The organism is Pseudomonas sp. G3-19, assembly GCF_054855875.1.
In genome coordinates this window covers 3,510,894-3,528,317 of the sequence record NZ_JBMPIQ010000003.1, presented here as the reverse complement: position 1 = coordinate 3,528,317, position 17,424 = coordinate 3,510,894, and the positions used below count along the sequence as shown (strand labels likewise).

The following is a 17,424-nucleotide window of genomic DNA, read 5'->3' as shown; positions in this document are numbered from 1 at the left end:
TCGTGGCTAAAGAAAAATTTGATCGTTCCCTACCGCACGTCAACGTTGGCACCATCGGTCACGTTGACCACGGTAAAACCACTCTGACCGCTGCTCTGACTCGCGTCTGCTCCGAAGTTTTCGGTTCGGCCGTAGTTGAATTCGACAAGATCGACAGCGCTCCAGAAGAAAAAGCTCGCGGTATCACCATCAACACCGCTCACGTTGAGTACAACTCGACTATTCGTCACTACGCTCACGTTGACTGCCCAGGTCACGCTGACTACGTGAAGAACATGATCACCGGTGCTGCCCAGATGGATGGCGCGATCCTGGTTTGCTCGGCCGCTGATGGTCCGATGCCACAAACCCGTGAGCACATCCTGCTGTCCCGTCAGGTAGGCGTTCCGTACATCGTGGTTTTCCTGAACAAGGCTGACCTGGTAGACGACGCTGAGCTGCTGGAACTGGTTGAGATGGAAGTTCGCGACCTGCTGTCCACTTATGACTTCCCAGGCGACGACACTCCGATCATCATCGGTTCGGCTCGTATGGCGCTGGAAGGCAAAGACGACAACGAAATGGGCACCACTGCCGTTCGTAAGCTGGTTGAAACTCTGGATACCTACATCCCAGAACCAGTTCGTATGATCGACAAGCCATTCCTGATGCCAATCGAAGACGTATTCTCGATCTCGGGTCGCGGTACTGTTGTGACTGGTCGTATCGAGCGCGGTATCGTTCGCGTTCAAGATGCACTGGAAATCGTTGGTCTGCGTGACACCACCACCACCACCTGCACCGGTGTTGAGATGTTCCGCAAGCTGCTCGACGAAGGTCGTGCTGGCGAGAACTGCGGCGTTCTGCTGCGTGGTACCAAGCGTGACGACGTTGAGCGTGGTCAGGTTCTGGTTAAGCCGGGTTCGGTTAAGCCGCACACCAAGTTCACCGCAGAAGTTTACGTTCTGAGCAAGGAAGAAGGCGGTCGTCACACTCCGTTCTTCAAAGGCTACCGTCCACAGTTCTACTTCCGTACTACTGACGTGACTGGTAACTGCGAACTGCCAGAAGGCGTTGAAATGGTAATGCCAGGTGACAACATTCAGATGACTGTTACCCTGATCAAAACCATCGCGATGGAAGATGGTCTGCGTTTCGCTATCCGTGAAGGCGGTCGTACCGTCGGCGCTGGCGTCGTAGCCAAAATCATCGAGTAATTCTCTTTTATAGAGTCTGCTTGATGAATTGAAAAAGCCCCCGCTCAGCGGGGGCTTTTTTATTGGGTTGACACCTATCTGGGGCGTCTATAGAATTGCGCCTCCTTTTAACGGGCGTATTGCGCCCGGTGGGAATAGCAGCCGGAGTCTGAAATCCAATGCAAAATCAGCAAATCCGTATCAGGTTGAAGGCTTTCGACCATCGCCTGATCGACCAATCAACCCAGGAAATCGTGGAAACCGCGAAACGTACTGGTGCTCAAGTGCGTGGTCCAATTCCACTGCCTACCCGTAAAGAGCGGTTCACCGTTCTGGTTTCCCCGCACGTCAACAAAGACGCGCGTGACCAGTACGAAATCCGCACTCATAAGCGCGTTCTGGACATCGTCCAGCCAACGGATAAAACCGTTGATGCTCTTATGAAGCTTGATCTTGCGGCCGGTGTGGAAGTGCAGATCAGCCTCGGCTAAGACTCGGTCTTAGTCGTGTAACGCTCTGAAATGGGCGGCCATAGCGGGTGAAAGCCCCGTACACTCATGAGGTTTACAACATGACTATTGGTGTAGTCGGTCGTAAATGCGGTATGACCCGTATTTTCACCGAAGAAGGTGTCTCCATTCCGGTCACGGTCATTGAGATCGAGCCGAATCGCGTCACCCAGTTCAAAACTGAAGAGACCGATGGCTATCGTGCAGTGCAAGTCACTGTCGGCGAGCGTCGTGCTTCGCGTGTAACAGCAGCTCAAGCTGGTCACTTCGCTAAAGCGAACGTTGCCGCTGGTCGTACCACCATGGAATTCCGTCTTGAAGAAGGCGAGTACCAGGCTGGCGATCTGATCAACGCTGAAATCTTCGCCGCTGGTCAACTGGTTGATGTAACCGGTCAGTCCAAGGGTAAAGGCTTCCAGGGTACGATCAAGCGTTGGAATTTCCGCGGGCAAGATAACACCCACGGTAACTCCGTATCCCACCGCGTCCCAGGCTCTATCGGCCAGTGCCAGACTCCTGGTCGTGTATTCAAGGGCAAAAAAATGTCCGGTCATATGGGCGCTGAGCGCGTGACCGTGCAGTCCCTGGAAGTAGTGCGCGTGGACGCTGAACGCAATCTGTTGTTGGTCAAGGGCGCTGTTCCTGGCGCTACTGGCGGCAACCTGGTTGTACGTCCAGCAGCCAAGGCTCGCGGTTAAGGGGAAGCTGACATGCAATTAAATGTAAATGACGCTCAAGCGATCGAAGTTTCCGAACTGACATTTGGCGGCGAGTTCAACGAGACGCTGGTTCACCAAGCAGTCGTGGCCTACATGGCCGGCGGCCGTCAAGGTAGCAAGCAGCAAAAGACCCGTTCCGACGTTCGTGGTGGCGGTAAGCGCCCATGGCGTCAGAAAGGTACTGGCCGTGCTCGTGCCGGTACTATCCGTAGCCCAATCTGGCGTGGCGGCGGTACCACTTTCGCAGCTCGTCCACAGGATCACTCCCAGAAGCTGAACAAGAAGATGTATCGCGCAGCAATGCGTTCCATCCTTGCTGAGCTGGTGCGTACTGATCGTCTGGTCGTGGTTCAGGATTTCGCTGTTGAAACTCCGAAAACCAAAGATCTGCTGGGCAAGCTGAACAACATGAGCCTGACCGATGTTCTCATCGTGTCGGACGCTGTTGATCAGAACCTGTACCTGGCTGCTCGTAACCTGCCACACGTAGATGTACGTGACGTGCAAGGTTCCGATCCAGTTAGTCTGATCGCATACGACAAGGTGTTGATCACTGTGTCGGCCGTGAAGAAATTCGAGGAGCTGCTGGGATGAACCAGGAACGCGTATTTAAAGTTCTGCTTGGCCCGCACGTTTCCGAGAAGGCTACGGTTCTGGCAGACAAGAAAGGCCAGTTCGTTTTCAAGGTTGCTACTGATGCAACCAAGCTGGAAATCAAGAAGGCCGTCGAAAGCCTGTTCAGCGTGAAAGTAGAGCGCGTCACTACCCTGAACGTTCTGGGTAAGAGCAAGCGCACTGCTCGCGGTCTGGGCAAGCGTAATGACTGGAAGAAGGCAGTTATCTCCCTTCAGCCAGGCCAAGATCTCGATTTCAGCAGCAGTGCTGAGTAAGGAAGGGGTGCATCATGGCAATCGTTAAATGCAAACCGACTTCCCCTGGCCGCCGTTTTGTGGTCAAGGTGGTCAACCAGGAGCTGCATAAAGGCGCTCCTCACGCACCGCTGCTCGAGAAAAAATCGAAGACTGGTGGTCGTAACAACAATGGCCGTATTACCACTCGTCACATCGGTGGTGGTCATAAGCAGCATTACCGTATGGTCGATTTCCGTCGCAACGACAAAGATGGCATCGTCGCCACTGTCGAGCGTATCGAATACGATCCAAACCGTACTGCTCACATCGCACTGCTCTGCTACGCAGACGGCGAGCGTCGCTACATCATCGCCCCTAAAGGCGTGAGTGCTGGCGACCAGCTGATCGCAGGCGCTCTGGCTCCAATCAAGCCAGGCAACGCTCTGCAACTGCGCAACATTCCAGTCGGTTCTACCGTACACGGCATCGAACTGAAGCCAGGTAAAGGCGCGCAGATCGCTCGTTCCGCTGGTGCTTCGGCTCAGCTGATCGCTCGTGAAGGCGTGTACGTTACCCTGCGTCTGCGTTCCGGTGAAATGCGTAAAGTCCTGGCTGAATGCCGTGCGACCCTGGGCGAAGTCTCGAACTCCGAGCACAGCCTGCGTTCGCTGGGTAAAGCTGGTGCCAAACGCTGGCGTGGCGTTCGCCCAACCGTTCGTGGTGTTGCCATGAACCCGGTTGACCACCCACATGGTGGTGGTGAAGGTCGTACCTCTGGTGGTCGTCATCCGGTATCGCCATGGGGCTTCCCGACTAAGGGCGCGAAGACTCGTGGTAATAAGCGTACCGACAAAATGATCGTCCGTCGTCGCAAGTAAATAGAGGGATACGACAGTGCCACGTTCTCTGAAAAAAGGTCCTTTTATTGATCTTCACCTACTGAAGAAGATCGAAGTGGCGGCGGAAAAGAACGATCGCAAACCAATTAAGACTTGGTCGCGTCGTTCGATGATCCTGCCACAAATGGTCGGTCTGACCATCGCAGTACACAACGGCCGTCAGCACGTCCCAGTTCTCGTGAACGAAGACATGGTTGGCCATAAACTGGGCGAGTTCGCCGGTACCCGCACTTATCGTGGGCACGTGGCTGACAAGAAAGCCAAGCGTTAAGGGGTAAGGAAATGGAAGTAGCCGCTAAGTTGTCGGGCGCTCGAATCTCCGCCCAGAAAGCCCGCTTGGTCGCCGACCAGATCCGCGGGAAGAAGGTGGGCGAAGCGCTCAACCTGTTGGCTTTCAGCAGTAAGAAAGCCGCCGAGATCATGAAGAAAGTGCTGGAGTCGGCCGTAGCCAACGCCGAGCATAACGAAGGCGCAGACGTTGATGACCTGAAGGTCAGCACCGTTTTCGTCAACGAAGGGCGTTCGCTGAAGCGCATCATGCCACGTGCCAAAGGCCGTGCTGATCGCATCGTCAAGCGGTCTTGCCATATCACTGTCAAGGTTGCTGACAAGTAACGGAGTCGAAGAGATGGGTCAGAAAGTACATCCCATTGGCATTCGCCTGGGAATCGTCAAGGAGCACACCTCCGTCTGGTACGCAGACGGTCGGACTTATGCGGACTACTTGTTCGCAGATCTGAAAGTGCGTGAGTATCTCCAAGACAAACTAAAAAGCGCGTCCGTAAGCCGTATCGATATCCATCGTCCGGCCCAAACTGCACGCATCACCATCCACACCGCTCGTCCAGGTATCGTTATCGGGAAGAAAGGTGAAGATGTTGAGAAGCTGCGTCAGGACCTGACCAAGCAAATGGGTGTGCCTGTGCACATCAATATCGAAGAGATCCGCAAGCCGGAGCTCGACGGTATGCTGGTTGCGCAGAGCGTAGCTCAGCAGCTGGAGCGTCGTGTAATGTTCCGTCGCGCTATGAAGCGCGCAGTACAGAACGCCATGCGCATTGGTGCCAAAGGCATCAAAATCCAAGTGAGCGGTCGTCTCGGCGGTGCTGAAATCGCACGTACTGAATGGTATCGCGAAGGTCGTGTGCCACTGCACACCCTGCGTGCCGACATCGACTATGCCAACTACGAAGCTCACACCACCTACGGTGTGATCGGTGTAAAGGTTTGGATCTTCAAAGGCGAAGTAATTGGTGGTCGCCAAGAAGAGCTGAAACCACAAGCACCAGCGCCTCGTAAAAAAGCTGCTAAGTAAGGGGTACGCCAAATGTTGCAACCAAAGCGTACGAAGTTCCGCAAGCAGATGACCGGCCACAACCGTGGTCTGGCACTGCGCGGTAGCAAAGTCAGCTTCGGCGAGTTCGCGCTGAAGTCTGTTGCTCGTGGTCGTCTCACCGCTCGTCAGATCGAGTCAGCGCGTCGTGCTCTGACCCGTCACGTAAAACGTGGTGGCAAGATCTGGATCCGTGTATTCCCGGACAAGCCGATCTCCAAGAAACCTCTCGAGGTTCGTATGGGTAAAGGTAAGGGTAACGTGGAGTACTGGGTTGCCCAGATTCAGCCAGGCAAAGTCCTGTATGAAATCGAGGGTGTTTCTGAAGAGCTGGCGCGTGAGGCTTTCGCCCTGGCTGCTGCAAAGCTGCCGCTCGCCACCTCCTTTGTTAAACGGACGGTGATGTGATGAAAGCGAATGAACTTCGTGAAAAATCCGCACAGCAGCTGAACGAGCAACTGCTCGGCTTGCTGCGCGACCAGTTCAATCTGCGTATGCAGAAAGCAACTGGCCAGTTGGGGCAGTCTCATCTGCTCTCGCAAGTTAAGCGTGACATCGCTCGCGTGAAGACTGTGCTCAACCAGCAGGCAGGTAAGTGATCATGGCTGAAGCCGAAAAAACTGTCCGTACGCTGACTGGCCGTGTTGTCAGCGACAAGATGGACAAAACCATCACCGTTCTGATCGAGCGTCGCGTTAAGCACCCGATCTACGGTAAATACGTTAAGCGTTCGACTAAGCTGCACGCGCACGACGAAACCAATCAGTGCCACATCGGCGACAAAGTCACTATTCGTGAAACTCGTCCGATGGCCAAGACCAAGTCTTGGGCGCTGGTTGATGTTCTCGAACGCGCTGTGGAAGTCTAAGGGCTAGGGGTCGGAGAAATTATATGATTCAGACTCAATCCATGCTCGATGTGGCCGATAACAGCGGCGCTCGCCGCGTTATGTGCATCAAGGTGCTGGGTGGCTCCCATCGTCGTTACGCTGGTATCGGTGACATCATCAAAGTTACCGTCAAGGAAGCAATTCCTCGCGGTAAAGTGAAAAAAGGCCAAGTGATGACTGCTGTTGTAGTCCGCACTCGTCACGGCGTACGTCGTGCTGATGGCTCCATTATCCGCTTTGATGGCAACGCTGCTGTTCTTCTGAACAACAAGCAAGAGCCGATCGGCACCCGTATCTTTGGGCCAGTGACCCGTGAACTTCGTACTGAGAAGTTCATGAAGATCGTCTCGCTCGCCCCAGAAGTGCTGTAAGGAGATCCGACATGCAAAAGATTCGTCGTGACGACGAGATCATCGTGATCGCCGGCAAAGACAAAGGTAAGCGCGGTAAGGTGCTGAAGGTTCTTGCTGACAACCGTCTGGTTGTTGGTGGTCTGAACCTGGTCAAGCGTCATACCAAGCCTAACCCGATGTCGGGCGTACAGGGCGGTATCGTCGAGAAAGAAGCGCCACTGCACGCTTCCAACGTCGCCATCTTCAACGGCGAAACCAACAAGGCTGACCGCGTTGGTTTCAAAGTAGAAGACGGTAAGAAAATTCGTGTCTTCAAGTCGACCCAAAAAGCGGTTGATGCTTGAACACTGCTAGGTAGAAGACCATGGCACGACTAAAAGAGATTTACCGGAAGGAAATCGCTCCGAAACTTAAGGAAGAACTTAAGCTTTCGAACGTGATGGAAGTTCCGCGCGTTACCAAAATCACCCTGAACATGGGTCTGGGCGAAGCGATCGGCGACAAAAAAGTCATCGAGCACGCTGTTGCTGACCTGGAAAAGATCACCGGCCAAAAAGTCGTTGTGACCTACGCTCGTAAATCCATCGCTGGCTTTAAAGTCCGTGAAGGATGGCCGATCGGCGTCAAAGTGACTCTGCGCCGTGAGCGTATGTACGAGTTCCTGGATCGTCTGCTGTCGATCTCCCTGCCTCGGGTTCGCGACTTCCGCGGCCTGAATGCCAAGTCCTTCGATGGTCGTGGCAACTACAGCATGGGCGTGAAAGAGCAGATCATTTTCCCGGAAATCGACTACGACAAGATCGATGCTCTCCGCGGTCTGGACATTACCCTGACCACCACTGCCAAGAACGATGATGAAGGCCGCGCTCTGCTGCGTGCTTTCAAATTCCCGTTCCGCAACTGATTGGAGTAGGAAAATGGCCAAGAAGAGCATGAAAAACCGTGAGCTGAAGCGTCAGCTCACTGTTGCCAAGTACGCCACCAAGCGTGCAGCGCTGAAAGCTATCATCGTTGATCTGAACGCAAGTCCAGAAGCGCGTTGGGAAGCTACCGTAGCTCTGCAGAAGCAACCACGTGACGCAAGCGCTTCGCGCATGCGTAACCGTTGCCGCCTGACTGGTCGTCCGCACGGCGTTTACCGCAAGTTCGGCCTGGGCCGTAACAAACTGCGTGAAGCGGCAATGCGTGGTGACGTTCCAGGTCTGGTTAAAGCCAGCTGGTAATCGCTGTCAAAGCCTTGATGGTCGGGTTCGCAAGAACCTGACCATCGGTGGCCTTGAATCTGAATCAAGCCCCTTTTGGGGCTTGATTCATTTCTGGGGTGTGTCTAGAATGACCGGCTCGCCTGAGCCCGTGTTTTTCATGCCCGGAGTTTCTCGGCGACATGTAGTAGCCGCAAGGCTAATTTTTCTGTATTAGGAGCGTCTAGCCCATGAGTATGCAGGACCCGTTAGCGGACATGCTAACTCGAATCCGTAATGCCCAGATGGCTGAAAAGTCTGTCGTAAGCATGCCGTCTTCCACGTTGAAGGTGGCTGTAGCAAAAGTCCTGAAGGACGAAGGTTACATCGCGGATTTTCAGATCACCACCGACGCTAAGCCGTCGCTGTCCATCTCGCTGAAATACTTCGAAGGCCGTCCGGTCATCGAGGAAGTGAAGCGCGTTAGTCGTCCAGGCCTGCGTCAGTACAAGTCCGTTGAAGATCTGCCGAAGGTTCGTGGCGGTCTTGGCGTGTCTATCGTCTCCACCAACAAAGGTGTGATGACGGATCGTGCTGCGCGCGCTGCCGGTGTCGGCGGCGAAGTTCTTTGCACTGTGTTCTAAGGGGGGATAAGCATGTCTCGCGTCGCTAAGAACCCCGTTAAGCTGCCAGCCGGTGTCGAAGTAAAATTCGCAGGCCAACAGCTTTCGGTGAAGGGTGCCAAGGGTACTCTTGAACTGAACATCCATTCGTCCGTTGAGATCGTTGAAGAAGCCGGTGAGCTGCGTTTCGCTGCTCGCAATGGCGATCAACAGACTCGCGCAATGGCCGGTACCACGCGTGCGTTGGTAAACAACATGGTCCAAGGCGTAAGCCAAGGCTTCGAGCGCAAGCTCCAGCTGGTCGGTGTTGGTTACAAAGCGCAAGCAAAAGGTCAGGTGCTGAACCTGGCTCTTGGCTTCTCGCACCCAGTGGATTACGAACTGCCGCAAGGCATCACCGCTGAGACTCCTAGCCAGACCGATATCCTGATCAAGGGCATCGATAAACAGCTGGTAGGTCAAGTGGCCGCTGAGATCCGCGACTTCCGTCCACCAGAGCCGTACAAAGGCAAAGGTGTGCGCTACGCGGACGAAGTCGTCCGTCGTAAAGAAGCCAAGAAGAAGTAGGGCATAGCAAATGACCGACAAAAAAGTTACTCGACTGCGTCGCGCTCGCAAAGCACGCCTGAAAATGCACGAACTCGAAGTCGTGCGTCTCTGCGTGTTCCGCTCGTCGCAGCACATCTACGCCCAGGTCATCTCGGCCGACGGCAACAAAGTCCTGGCAAGCGCCTCGACTTTGGATAAAGAACTGCGTGATGGCGCCACTGGCAACATCGACGCGGCCACAAAGGTTGGCCAGCTGGTCGCTACGCGTGCTAAGGCCGCTGGCGTCTCGCAAGTGGCTTTCGACCGCTCTGGCTTCAAGTACCATGGCCGCGTTAAAGCGCTGGCTGATGCTGCTCGTGAAGCTGGGCTGGAGTTCTAAGTTATGTCAAATAACGACCAAAAGCGCGACGAAGGCTACATTGAGAAGCTGGTTCAAGTTAACCGCGTAGCCAAAACCGTTAAAGGCGGCCGTATCTTCACTTTCACCGCGTTGACCGTGGTTGGTGATGGTAAAGGGCGTGTTGGCTTCGGCCGTGGCAAGTCGCGTGAAGTGCCTGCTGCGATCCAGAAGGCAATGGAAGCTGCTCGCCGCAACATGATTCAAGTTGACCTGAACGGCACTACCCTGCAGTACGCAATGAAGTCCGCTCACGGCGCTTCGAAGGTGTACATGCAGCCTGCTTCTGAAGGTACCGGTATCATCGCTGGCGGCGCTATGCGTGCTGTCCTCGAAGTTGCTGGCGTTCAGAACGTTCTGGCCAAGTGCTACGGCTCGACTAACCCGGTAAACGTGGTTCACGCCACTTTCAAAGGTCTGAAAGCCATGCAATCTCCTGAGTCCATCGCTGCCAAGCGTGGTCTGACTGTCAAGGAGATCTTCTGATCATGGCTACCGTTAAAGTTACGCTGATCAAAAGCATGACCGGCCGCATCCCTAACCACAAACTGTGCGTTAAGGGTCTGGGTCTGCGTCGCATCGGTCACACTGTAGAAGTCCAGGATACTCCCGAGAATCGCGGGATGATCAACAAGGCTTACTACATGCTGCGTGTCGAGGGTTAATCGATGAAACTCAATGATCTGAGTCCAGCGCCGGGTTCCCGTCGCGAAAAGCATCGTCCGGGCCGTGGTATCGGTAGCGGTTTGGGTAAGACTGGTGGCCGTGGCCACAAAGGTCAAACCTCCCGCTCCGGTGGCACTATTGCTCCAGGCTTTGAAGGCGGTCAACAGCCGCTGCATCGTCGCCTGCCGAAGTTCGGTTTCGTTTCCCTGAAAGCCATGGACCGCGCAGAAGTGCGTCTGTCCGAGCTGGCCAAAGTGGAAGGCGACATCGTCACCGTGCAGTCCCTGAAAGATGCCAACGTGATCAACGTCAACGTACAGCGTGTGAAAATCATGCTGTCCGGTGAAGTGACTCGCGCTGTCACTATCGGCAAGGGAATCGGCGCCACCAAAGGTGCGCGTGCGGCTATCGAAGCAGCTGGCGGCAAGTTCGAGGAATAAATGGCTAAGCAAGGTGCTCTCTCTGCGCTCGGCAAAGGCGGTATGTCTGAACTCTGGGCTCGTCTGCGTTTTCTGTTCCTGGCGATTATCGTCTACCGAATAGGCGCACACATCCCGGTTCCAGGTATCAACCCGGACCGACTCGCAGACCTGTTTCGACAGAATGAGGGGACCATTCTTAGCTTGTTCAACATGTTCTCCGGCGGCGCGCTGGAACGGATGAGCATCTTTGCACTGGGGATCATGCCGTACATTTCGGCATCGATCATCATGCAATTGATGACCGCCGTCAGCCCGCAGCTGGAGCAGTTGAAGAAGGAAGGTGAAGCTGGCCGTCGCAAGATCAGCCAGTACACCCGCTACGGCACCGTCGTCCTCGCTCTCGTTCAGGCTATTGGCATGTCCATTGGTCTGGCGGGGCAGGGCGTTGCGTTCACTGGTGACTTTGGCTTCCATTTCGTCGCGGTATCCACTTTTGTGGCTGGTGCGATGTTCATGATGTGGCTGGGTGAGCAGATTACTGAGCGTGGTGTAGGCAACGGTATCTCGATGTTGATTTTTTCGGGTATCGTCGCCGGTCTTCCGAGAGCAATCGGGCAGTCTTTCGAGTCTGCGCGTCAGGGTGATATCAATATCTTCGCCTTGGTTGCCATCGGTTTGCTGGCAGTAGCGATTATCGGTTTCGTGGTGTTCATTGAGCGTGGCCAGCGTCGTATCGCTGTTCACTACGCCAAGCGTCAGCAGGGCCGCAAGGTTTTTGCTGCGCAGACAAGCCACTTGCCGCTGAAGGTGAACATGGCCGGTGTTATTCCGGCTATTTTCGCGAGCAGCATTTTGCTGTTCCCGGCTTCGTTGGGTGCCTGGTTTGGTCAGTCTGAAGGTATGGGCTGGTTGCAGGACATCTCGCAGTCGATCGCTCCTGGTCAGCCGTTGAATATTCTGCTGTTTAGTGCAGGGATTATTTTCTTCTGCTTCTTCTATACGGCGTTGATGTTCAATCCGAAAGACGTAGCGGAAAACCTGAAGAAGTCCGGTGCCTTTATTCCGGGCATCCGTCCAGGTGAGCAGTCTGCACGCTATATTGATGGCGTTCTGACTCGCTTGACCATGTTCGGTGCTCTTTACATGACGGCCGTGTGCCTGTTGCCCCAATTCCTGGTGGTTGCAGCAAACGTTCCGTTCTACCTTGGCGGGACCTCGTTGCTGATCGTGGTCGTGGTTGTGATGGACTTCATGTCCCAAGTACAATCGCACCTCGTTTCGCACCAGTACGAATCCCTGATGAAGAAAGCCAACCTGAAGGGTTACGGCAGCGGCATGTTGCGCTGAGTACCCATAAGGTTCGAGGAGTTGGTGATGAAAGTTCGTGCATCGGTGAAAAAGCTGTGCCGTAACTGCAAGATTATTCGCCGCGAAGGTGTTGTTCGAGTAATTTGCAGCGCGGAACCGCGTCACAAACAGCGCCAAGGCTGAGTGTGATTGTGCTTCAAGCCCGGCAGCTAGTGCGCTGCCGGGTTGATTATTTGTTATTACAGCGATATTATCTCGCGCCCTATTTCTTGGCTTCCGGGGCGTAGGTAGCTGTCAATTGGAGTCCCACTGAATGGCCCGTATTGCAGGCGTTAACATTCCAGATAACAAGCATACTGTTATCTCGCTGACCTACATCTATGGTGTCGGTCGCACTACTGCGCAGAAAATCTGTGCAGACACTGGGGTAAACCCAGCAGCAAAGATCAAAGATCTGAGCGACGAGCAAATTGAACAGCTGCGTGGCGAAGTGGCGAAGTTCACCACTGAAGGTGACCTGCGTCGCGAAATCAACATGAAAATCAAGCGCTTGATGGACCTCGGTTGCTATCGCGGTCTGCGTCATCGTCGCGGTCTTCCAGTACGCGGTCAGCGTACCAAGACCAACGCGCGTACCCGTAAAGGTCCGCGTAAGCCGATCCGCAAGTAATCGCCCCAGCGAATCGACAGGAATTTAATCATGGCAAAACCTGCTGCTCGTCCTCGTAAAAAAGTTAAAAAGACAGTGGTTGATGGCATCGCCCACATCCATGCTTCTTTTAACAACACCATCGTGACCATTACCGACCGTCAAGGTAACGCTCTTTCCTGGGCTACCTCCGGTGGTTCGGGTTTCCGCGGTTCCCGCAAGTCCACCCCGTTCGCTGCTCAAGTAGCTGCTGAGCGTGCTGGTCAAGCTGCGCTGGAATACGGCCTGAAAAACCTCGACGTTAACGTCAAGGGTCCAGGTCCAGGTCGTGAATCCGCAGTCCGCGCTTTGAACGGCTGTGGCTACAAGATCGCCAGCATCACCGACGTGACGCCAATCCCGCACAACGGGTGCCGTCCGCCGAAGAAGCGCCGCGTGTAATCCAGGAGATTGTAAAGAATGGCTCGTTACATTGGTCCAAAATGCAAACTCGCTCGTCGCGAAGGCACCGATCTCTTCCTGAAGAGCGGCGTGCGCGCGATCGAATCGAAGTGCAACATTGAAGCAGCACCTGGTATCCACGGCCAACGCCGCGGTCGCCAGTCCGACTACGGCACCCAACTGCGTGAAAAGCAGAAGGTCCGTCGTATCTACGGCGTTCTCGAGCGTCAGTTCAGCGGCTACTACAAAGAAGCTGCTGGCAAGAAAGGTGCAACCGGTGAAAACCTGCTGCAACTGCTCGAATGCCGTCTGGACAACGTTGTATACCGTATGGGCTTTGGTTCGACTCGTGCCGAATCCCGTCAGCTGGTATCGCACAAGTCGATCAGCGTTAACGGTCAGACCGTAAACGTTCCGTCGTATCAGGTTCGTGCTGGTGACGTGGTCGCAGTTCGCGAGAAAGCAAAAAACCAACTTCGCATTGTCCAAGCTCTCGATCTGTGTGCCCAACGTGGCCGCGTAGAATGGGTAGAAGTAGACACTGAGAAGAAGTCGGGCGTTTTCAAGAACGTTCCTGCTCGCAGTGATCTGTCCGCCGACATCAACGAAAGCCTGATTGTCGAGCTCTACTCCAAGTAAGGGCTAGAAAATAGGTGCATCCATGCAGATTTCGGTAAATGAGTTCCTGACACCCCGCCACATTGATGTGCAGGTTGTCAGTCCAACCCGCGCCAAGATCACTCTCGAGCCTCTCGAGCGTGGTTTTGGCCACACCCTGGGCAACGCGCTGCGCCGCATCCTGTTGTCCTCAATGCCCGGCTGCGCAGTAGTCGAGGCCGAGATTGACGGTGTGCTCCACGAGTACAGCGCCATCGAAGGTGTACAGGAAGACGTAATTGAAATCCTGTTGAACCTTAAAGGTCTGGCCATCAAGCTGCACGGTCGTGACGAAGTTACGCTGACCTTGTCGAAGAAGGGTTCGGGGGTGGTTACCGCTGCCGATATTCAGCTGGATCATGATGTCGAGATCGTTAACCCCGATCACGTAATCGCTAACCTGGCGTCTAACGGCGCCCTGAACATGAAGCTCACCGTAGCTCGTGGTCGTGGTTATGAACCAGCCGACTCGCGTCAGAGCGATGAAGACGAAAGCCGCAGCATTGGTCGCTTGCAGCTCGACTCTTCGTTCAGCCCGGTTCGCCGTATCGCATACGTGGTGGAAAACGCCCGTGTCGAGCAGCGTACCAACCTGGACAAGCTGGTTATTGATCTGGAAACCAACGGTACTCTGGATCCTGAAGAGGCTATCCGCCGCGCTGCAACCATCCTGCAACAGCAGTTGGCTGCGTTCGTCGACCTCAAAGGTGACAGTGAGCCAGTGGTTGTCGAGCAGGAAGACGAGATCGATCCGATCCTGCTTCGCCCGGTTGACGATCTGGAACTGACTGTACGTTCGGCTAACTGCCTTAAGGCGGAAAACATCTACTACATCGGCGACCTGATTCAGCGTACCGAAGTAGAGCTGTTGAAGACTCCGAACCTGGGCAAGAAATCCTTGACTGAAATCAAGGACGTTCTGGCCTCCCGCGGTCTGTCCCTCGGCATGCGCCTCGACAACTGGCCGCCTGCAAGTCTTAAGAAGGACGACAAGGCGACTGCCTGATCGTCGTAATCACCGAACGTAGTGTTTGGTAAGGAATGAACCATGCGTCATCGTAAAAGTGGGCGTCACCTGAGCCGCACCAGCTCGCACCGCAAGGCCATGTTCCAGAACATGGCGGTGTCGTTGTTCGAGCACGAGCTGATCAAGACTACTCTGCCAAAAGCCAAAGAACTGCGCCGCGTTGCCGAGCCGCTGATCACTCTGGCCAAGACAGACAGCCTGGCTAACCGCCGTCTGGCTTTCGACCGTACTCGTTCGAAAGCTATCGTTGGTAAGCTCTTCAACGACCTGGGCAAGCGTTACGCTACCCGTGAGGGTGGCTACCTGCGCATCCTCAAGTGCGGCTTCCGCGCTGGCGACAACGCGCCTATGGCGTACGTCGAGTTGGTTGATCGTGCTACTGCTGGCGAAGCTGTATCCGCCGAGTAAGACGTCAGTCTGAAACGAAAAACCGGGCCTAGTGCCCGGTTTTTTGTGCCCGCAAGAAATGCGCTGTTCGTACAAGCTTCTGACATTGTTGTGTTGCCACTATGTGCAGGGAAACATAATTAGTAATTATCTATCGATGACTGCAAGTTAATGAATTTGTAGGTGTCTCATCGATGATCAATACTTCCCAGCAAGCCGATTAGCCGGCAGTTTCAAGACTGACAGAGGAAGAAGACCGTATGAGCCAGATCAAAACGCTTACGACCGCCAGTGGCGCACCTGTCGCCGATAACCAGAATTCTCGCTCCGCCGGCCCCCGTGGCCCGCTGCTGCTCGACGATTTTCATCTGATCGAGAAGCTTGCCCATTTCAACCGTGAAAACATTCCTGAGCGCCGCGTGCACGCCAAGGGCTCGGGTGCTTACGGTACGTTCACCGTGACCCGTGATATCACCGAATACACCAGCGCCAAACTGTTTGAGGCCGTGGGCAAGCAAACGCCAACGTTCTTGCGCTTCTCCACTGTAGGCGGCGAACGTGGCTCGGCTGACACTGAACGTGATCCACGTGGGTTCGCCCTCAAGTTCTACACCGAAGAGGGCAACTGGGACATCGTTGGCAACAACACCCCTGTTTTCTTCATTCGTGATCCACTGAAGTTTCCCGACTTTATCCACACGCAGAAACGTCTGCCGCAGAGCAACCTGAAAAGCGCCCAGATGATGTGGGACTTCTGGTCGCATTCGCCGGAAGCACTGCATCAAGTGACCATTCTGTTCTCGGATCGTGGCATTCCCGACGGCTATCGCCATATGCACGGCTTCGGCAGCCACACCTACAGCCTGATCAATGCCAAAGGTGAGCGTCACTGGGTGAAGTGGCACTACAAAACCAAGCAGGGCATCAAGAACCTGGCACCAGCCGATGCTGCGCGCCTGGCGGGTACCGATCCGGATTACGCTCAGCGTGATCTGTTCGAAGCCATCGAGCGTGGCGATTTCCCGAAATGGCGCGTATGCATTCAGATCATGACCGAGGCTCAGGCTGCAGCGCACTACGAGAACCCGTTCGACGTGACCAAGACCTGGTCGCAAAAGGAGTTTCCGCTGATCGAGGTCGGCGAACTGGAGCTGAACCGCAACCCGCTGAACTACTTTGCCGAGGTCGAGCAAGCCGCATTCGGTCCGAGCAACATGGTTCCAGGTGTCGGTCTGTCGCCGGATCGCATGCTGCAAGGCCGCGTGTTCGCCTACGCCGATGCACACCGCTATCGCGTGGGCACAAACCACCAACAATTACCGGTGAATGCGCCGCGCAGCCCGGTGAATACGTACCAGCGCGACGGCTCGATGGCCTTCGGCAGCAATGGTGGTGCAGCACCTAACTACGAACCGAACAGCTACATTGAATCACCGAAGCAAGCTCCGCACTACGCCGAGCCTGCACTGGCATTGAGCGGTGCTGCTGACCGTTACGATCATCGCGAAGACACCGATTACTACAGCCACGCCGGTGCGCTGTTCCGTCTGATGAGTGACGAGCAGAAAGCCTTGCTGGTCAGCAATATCGCCGGCGCCATGAGCGGGGTTTCACCTGATGTGGTTGATCGTCAGTTGCAGCATTTCTATAAGGCCGATCCGGCGTATGGAGAAGCAATCGCAAAGCTGCTCGACGTACAGCTTAACGAAGTCTAAACGAGAAGCAGAACCGCCCTCATTGGGGCGGTTTTTGCGTTATTTAGGCTGGTTTTCTCAGAATATCTTCGCTTTTATTGCGCGAAACGGGGTGACCTTCCGGTCAGCTTGGTTCAAACTACAGACTTTCAAGCAGGGAGATGTAGGGCGATGCAAGGCCACCCAGACGTAATCGATTACCTCAACACGTTGCTGACCGGCGAACTGGCCGCGCGTGACCAATATTTTGTTCACTCGCGGATGTATGAGGACTGGGGTTTCACCAAGCTCTACGAACGAATCAACCACGAGATGGAAGAAGAGGCCGGTCACGCCGACGCACTGATGCGCCGGATCCTGATGCTCGAAGGCACACCGCGCATGCGCCCGGACGATCTCGACGTCGGCACCACCGTCCCGGAGATGCTCGAAGCAGATCTGCGTCTCGAGTACAAAGTCCGCGCCGCTCTGTGCAAAGGCATTGAGTTGTGCGAGCAGCACAAGGATTATGTCAGTCGCGAAATCCTGCGTGTTCAGCTCAACGACACTGAAGAAGATCACACCTACTGGCTGGAAAAGCAGTTGGGCCTGATCAAACTCATCGGTCTCGAGAATTACCTGCAATCTCACACCTGATTGCACAGATACAAAAAAGCCCCTGTCACGGTTGAAGTGACAGGGGCTTTTTCATGCCC

31 protein-coding genes are annotated in these 17,424 nt (G+C 54.8%); all 31 read left to right on the top strand.

Annotation, left to right across the window (positions count from 1 at the left end; genetic code table 11):
* Positions 1–2: 2 nt before the first annotated feature.
* A complete protein-coding gene (tuf, locus tag ACOYXI_RS16280; protein WP_024014521.1) occupies positions 3–1,196 on the top strand; it encodes an elongation factor Tu in 1,194 nt (397 codons plus the stop codon).
* Positions 1,197–1,354: 158 nt separating this feature from the next.
* Positions 1,355–1,666 (top strand): 30S ribosomal protein S10, encoded by a 312-nt coding sequence (rpsJ, locus tag ACOYXI_RS16275; protein ID WP_003186070.1) that lies wholly within the window; start codon positions 1,355–1,357, stop codon positions 1,664–1,666.
* 80 nt (positions 1,667–1,746) lie between these two features.
* Positions 1,747–2,382 (top strand): 50S ribosomal protein L3, encoded by a 636-nt coding sequence (rplC, locus tag ACOYXI_RS16270; protein ID WP_003228738.1) that lies wholly within the window; start codon positions 1,747–1,749, stop codon positions 2,380–2,382.
* Between the two features lie 12 nt (positions 2,383–2,394).
* Positions 2,395–2,997, top strand: a complete 603-nt coding sequence (gene rplD, locus ACOYXI_RS16265) for a 50S ribosomal protein L4 (RefSeq protein ID WP_003228735.1) — start codon at positions 2,395–2,397, stop codon at positions 2,995–2,997.
* Entirely contained in the window at positions 2,994–3,293 is a 300-nt protein-coding gene (gene rplW, locus ACOYXI_RS16260; RefSeq protein WP_002555488.1) for a 50S ribosomal protein L23, read from the top strand. The genes rplD and rplW overlap by 4 nt, the downstream gene beginning before the upstream one ends.
* A gap of 14 nt (positions 3,294–3,307) precedes the next feature.
* The gene (rplB, locus tag ACOYXI_RS16255) at positions 3,308–4,132 is read left to right on the top strand and encodes a 50S ribosomal protein L2 (RefSeq protein WP_003228734.1); all 825 of its coding nucleotides are present in this window, start codon (positions 3,308–3,310) and stop codon (positions 4,130–4,132) included.
* Positions 4,133–4,148: 16 nt separating this feature from the next.
* Positions 4,149–4,424 (top strand): 30S ribosomal protein S19, encoded by a 276-nt coding sequence (gene rpsS, locus ACOYXI_RS16250; RefSeq protein WP_003228731.1) that lies wholly within the window; start codon positions 4,149–4,151, stop codon positions 4,422–4,424.
* An 11-nt stretch (positions 4,425–4,435) separates the two neighbouring features.
* A complete protein-coding gene (gene rplV / locus ACOYXI_RS16245; protein ID WP_003103908.1) occupies positions 4,436–4,768 on the top strand; it encodes a 50S ribosomal protein L22 in 333 nt (110 codons plus the stop codon).
* Positions 4,769–4,781: 13 nt separating this feature from the next.
* On the top strand, positions 4,782–5,468 hold the full coding sequence (gene rpsC / locus ACOYXI_RS16240) for a 30S ribosomal protein S3 (protein ID WP_003176422.1): 687 nt from the start codon (positions 4,782–4,784) through the stop codon (positions 5,466–5,468).
* A 12-nt stretch (positions 5,469–5,480) separates the two neighbouring features.
* Positions 5,481–5,894 (top strand): 50S ribosomal protein L16, encoded by a 414-nt coding sequence (gene rplP / locus ACOYXI_RS16235; RefSeq protein WP_003228729.1) that lies wholly within the window; start codon positions 5,481–5,483, stop codon positions 5,892–5,894.
* The gene (gene rpmC / locus ACOYXI_RS16230; protein ID WP_002555481.1) at positions 5,894–6,085 is read left to right on the top strand and encodes a 50S ribosomal protein L29; all 192 of its coding nucleotides are present in this window, start codon (positions 5,894–5,896) and stop codon (positions 6,083–6,085) included. Before rplP ends, rpmC begins: the two co-directional genes overlap by 1 nt.
* A 2-nt stretch (positions 6,086–6,087) precedes the next feature.
* Entirely contained in the window at positions 6,088–6,354 is a 267-nt protein-coding gene (rpsQ, locus tag ACOYXI_RS16225) for a 30S ribosomal protein S17 (protein ID WP_003194644.1), read from the top strand.
* 23 nt (positions 6,355–6,377) lie between these two features.
* On the top strand, positions 6,378–6,746 hold the full coding sequence (gene rplN, locus ACOYXI_RS16220; RefSeq protein ID WP_002555479.1) for a 50S ribosomal protein L14: 369 nt from the start codon (positions 6,378–6,380) through the stop codon (positions 6,744–6,746).
* Between the two features lie 11 nt (positions 6,747–6,757).
* Positions 6,758–7,072, top strand: coding sequence for a 50S ribosomal protein L24 (gene rplX / locus ACOYXI_RS16215; protein WP_003186046.1), 315 nt, complete (start codon positions 6,758–6,760; stop codon positions 7,070–7,072).
* 20 nt (positions 7,073–7,092) lie between these two features.
* Complete coding sequence (rplE, locus tag ACOYXI_RS16210) at positions 7,093–7,632, top strand: 50S ribosomal protein L5 (protein ID WP_003210069.1); 540 nt, start codon at positions 7,093–7,095, stop codon at positions 7,630–7,632.
* A 13-nt stretch (positions 7,633–7,645) separates the two neighbouring features.
* Complete coding sequence (gene rpsN, locus ACOYXI_RS16205) at positions 7,646–7,951, top strand: 30S ribosomal protein S14 (protein WP_003228726.1); 306 nt, start codon at positions 7,646–7,648, stop codon at positions 7,949–7,951.
* Positions 7,952–8,160: 209 nt separating this feature from the next.
* Positions 8,161–8,553 carry a 30S ribosomal protein S8 gene (gene rpsH, locus ACOYXI_RS16200; RefSeq protein WP_007966178.1) on the top strand — a complete coding sequence of 131 codons (393 nt, stop codon included), beginning with the start codon at positions 8,161–8,163 and terminating at the stop codon, positions 8,551–8,553.
* 12 nt (positions 8,554–8,565) lie between these two features.
* Positions 8,566–9,099 carry a 50S ribosomal protein L6 gene (gene rplF / locus ACOYXI_RS16195; RefSeq protein ID WP_007966176.1) on the top strand — a complete coding sequence of 178 codons (534 nt, stop codon included), beginning with the start codon at positions 8,566–8,568 and terminating at the stop codon, positions 9,097–9,099.
* A 10-nt stretch (positions 9,100–9,109) separates the two neighbouring features.
* The gene (gene rplR, locus ACOYXI_RS16190; protein ID WP_003186037.1) at positions 9,110–9,460 is read left to right on the top strand and encodes a 50S ribosomal protein L18; all 351 of its coding nucleotides are present in this window, start codon (positions 9,110–9,112) and stop codon (positions 9,458–9,460) included.
* Positions 9,461–9,463: 3 nt separating this feature from the next.
* Complete coding sequence (gene rpsE / locus ACOYXI_RS16185) at positions 9,464–9,964, top strand: 30S ribosomal protein S5 (protein ID WP_003176409.1); 501 nt, start codon at positions 9,464–9,466, stop codon at positions 9,962–9,964.
* 2 nt (positions 9,965–9,966) lie between these two features.
* The gene (gene rpmD, locus ACOYXI_RS16180) at positions 9,967–10,143 is read left to right on the top strand and encodes a 50S ribosomal protein L30 (RefSeq protein ID WP_003176408.1); all 177 of its coding nucleotides are present in this window, start codon (positions 9,967–9,969) and stop codon (positions 10,141–10,143) included.
* A 3-nt stretch (positions 10,144–10,146) separates the two neighbouring features.
* Positions 10,147–10,584, top strand: a complete 438-nt coding sequence (gene rplO, locus ACOYXI_RS16175; protein WP_003228720.1) for a 50S ribosomal protein L15 — start codon at positions 10,147–10,149, stop codon at positions 10,582–10,584.
* On the top strand, positions 10,585–11,913 hold the full coding sequence (gene secY / locus ACOYXI_RS16170) for a preprotein translocase subunit SecY (RefSeq protein ID WP_003228718.1): 1,329 nt from the start codon (positions 10,585–10,587) through the stop codon (positions 11,911–11,913).
* A 27-nt stretch (positions 11,914–11,940) separates the two neighbouring features.
* Positions 11,941–12,057, top strand: coding sequence for a 50S ribosomal protein L36 (rpmJ, locus tag ACOYXI_RS16165; protein ID WP_002555468.1), 117 nt, complete (start codon positions 11,941–11,943; stop codon positions 12,055–12,057).
* A gap of 130 nt (positions 12,058–12,187) precedes the next feature.
* Positions 12,188–12,544: a 30S ribosomal protein S13 gene (rpsM, locus tag ACOYXI_RS16160; RefSeq protein ID WP_008374135.1), complete on the top strand. Its 357-nt coding sequence runs from the start codon at positions 12,188–12,190 to the stop codon at positions 12,542–12,544.
* Positions 12,545–12,574: 30 nt separating this feature from the next.
* On the top strand, positions 12,575–12,964 hold the full coding sequence (gene rpsK / locus ACOYXI_RS16155; RefSeq protein ID WP_002555466.1) for a 30S ribosomal protein S11: 390 nt from the start codon (positions 12,575–12,577) through the stop codon (positions 12,962–12,964).
* Between the two features lie 18 nt (positions 12,965–12,982).
* Positions 12,983–13,603: a 30S ribosomal protein S4 gene (gene rpsD, locus ACOYXI_RS16150; RefSeq protein WP_003176404.1), complete on the top strand. Its 621-nt coding sequence runs from the start codon at positions 12,983–12,985 to the stop codon at positions 13,601–13,603.
* A 22-nt stretch (positions 13,604–13,625) separates the two neighbouring features.
* Positions 13,626–14,627 (top strand): DNA-directed RNA polymerase subunit alpha, encoded by a 1,002-nt coding sequence (locus tag ACOYXI_RS16145; RefSeq protein ID WP_003186012.1) that lies wholly within the window; start codon positions 13,626–13,628, stop codon positions 14,625–14,627.
* A gap of 42 nt (positions 14,628–14,669) precedes the next feature.
* Positions 14,670–15,056 (top strand): 50S ribosomal protein L17, encoded by a 387-nt coding sequence (gene rplQ, locus ACOYXI_RS16140; protein ID WP_003176402.1) that lies wholly within the window; start codon positions 14,670–14,672, stop codon positions 15,054–15,056.
* Positions 15,057–15,295: 239 nt separating this feature from the next.
* Entirely contained in the window at positions 15,296–16,750 is a 1,455-nt protein-coding gene (locus ACOYXI_RS16135) for a catalase (RefSeq protein ID WP_027614253.1), read from the top strand.
* Positions 16,751–16,900: 150 nt separating this feature from the next.
* Positions 16,901–17,365, top strand: a complete 465-nt coding sequence (gene bfr, locus ACOYXI_RS16130) for a bacterioferritin (protein ID WP_003228714.1) — start codon at positions 16,901–16,903, stop codon at positions 17,363–17,365.
* Positions 17,366–17,424: the final 59 nt, after the last annotated feature.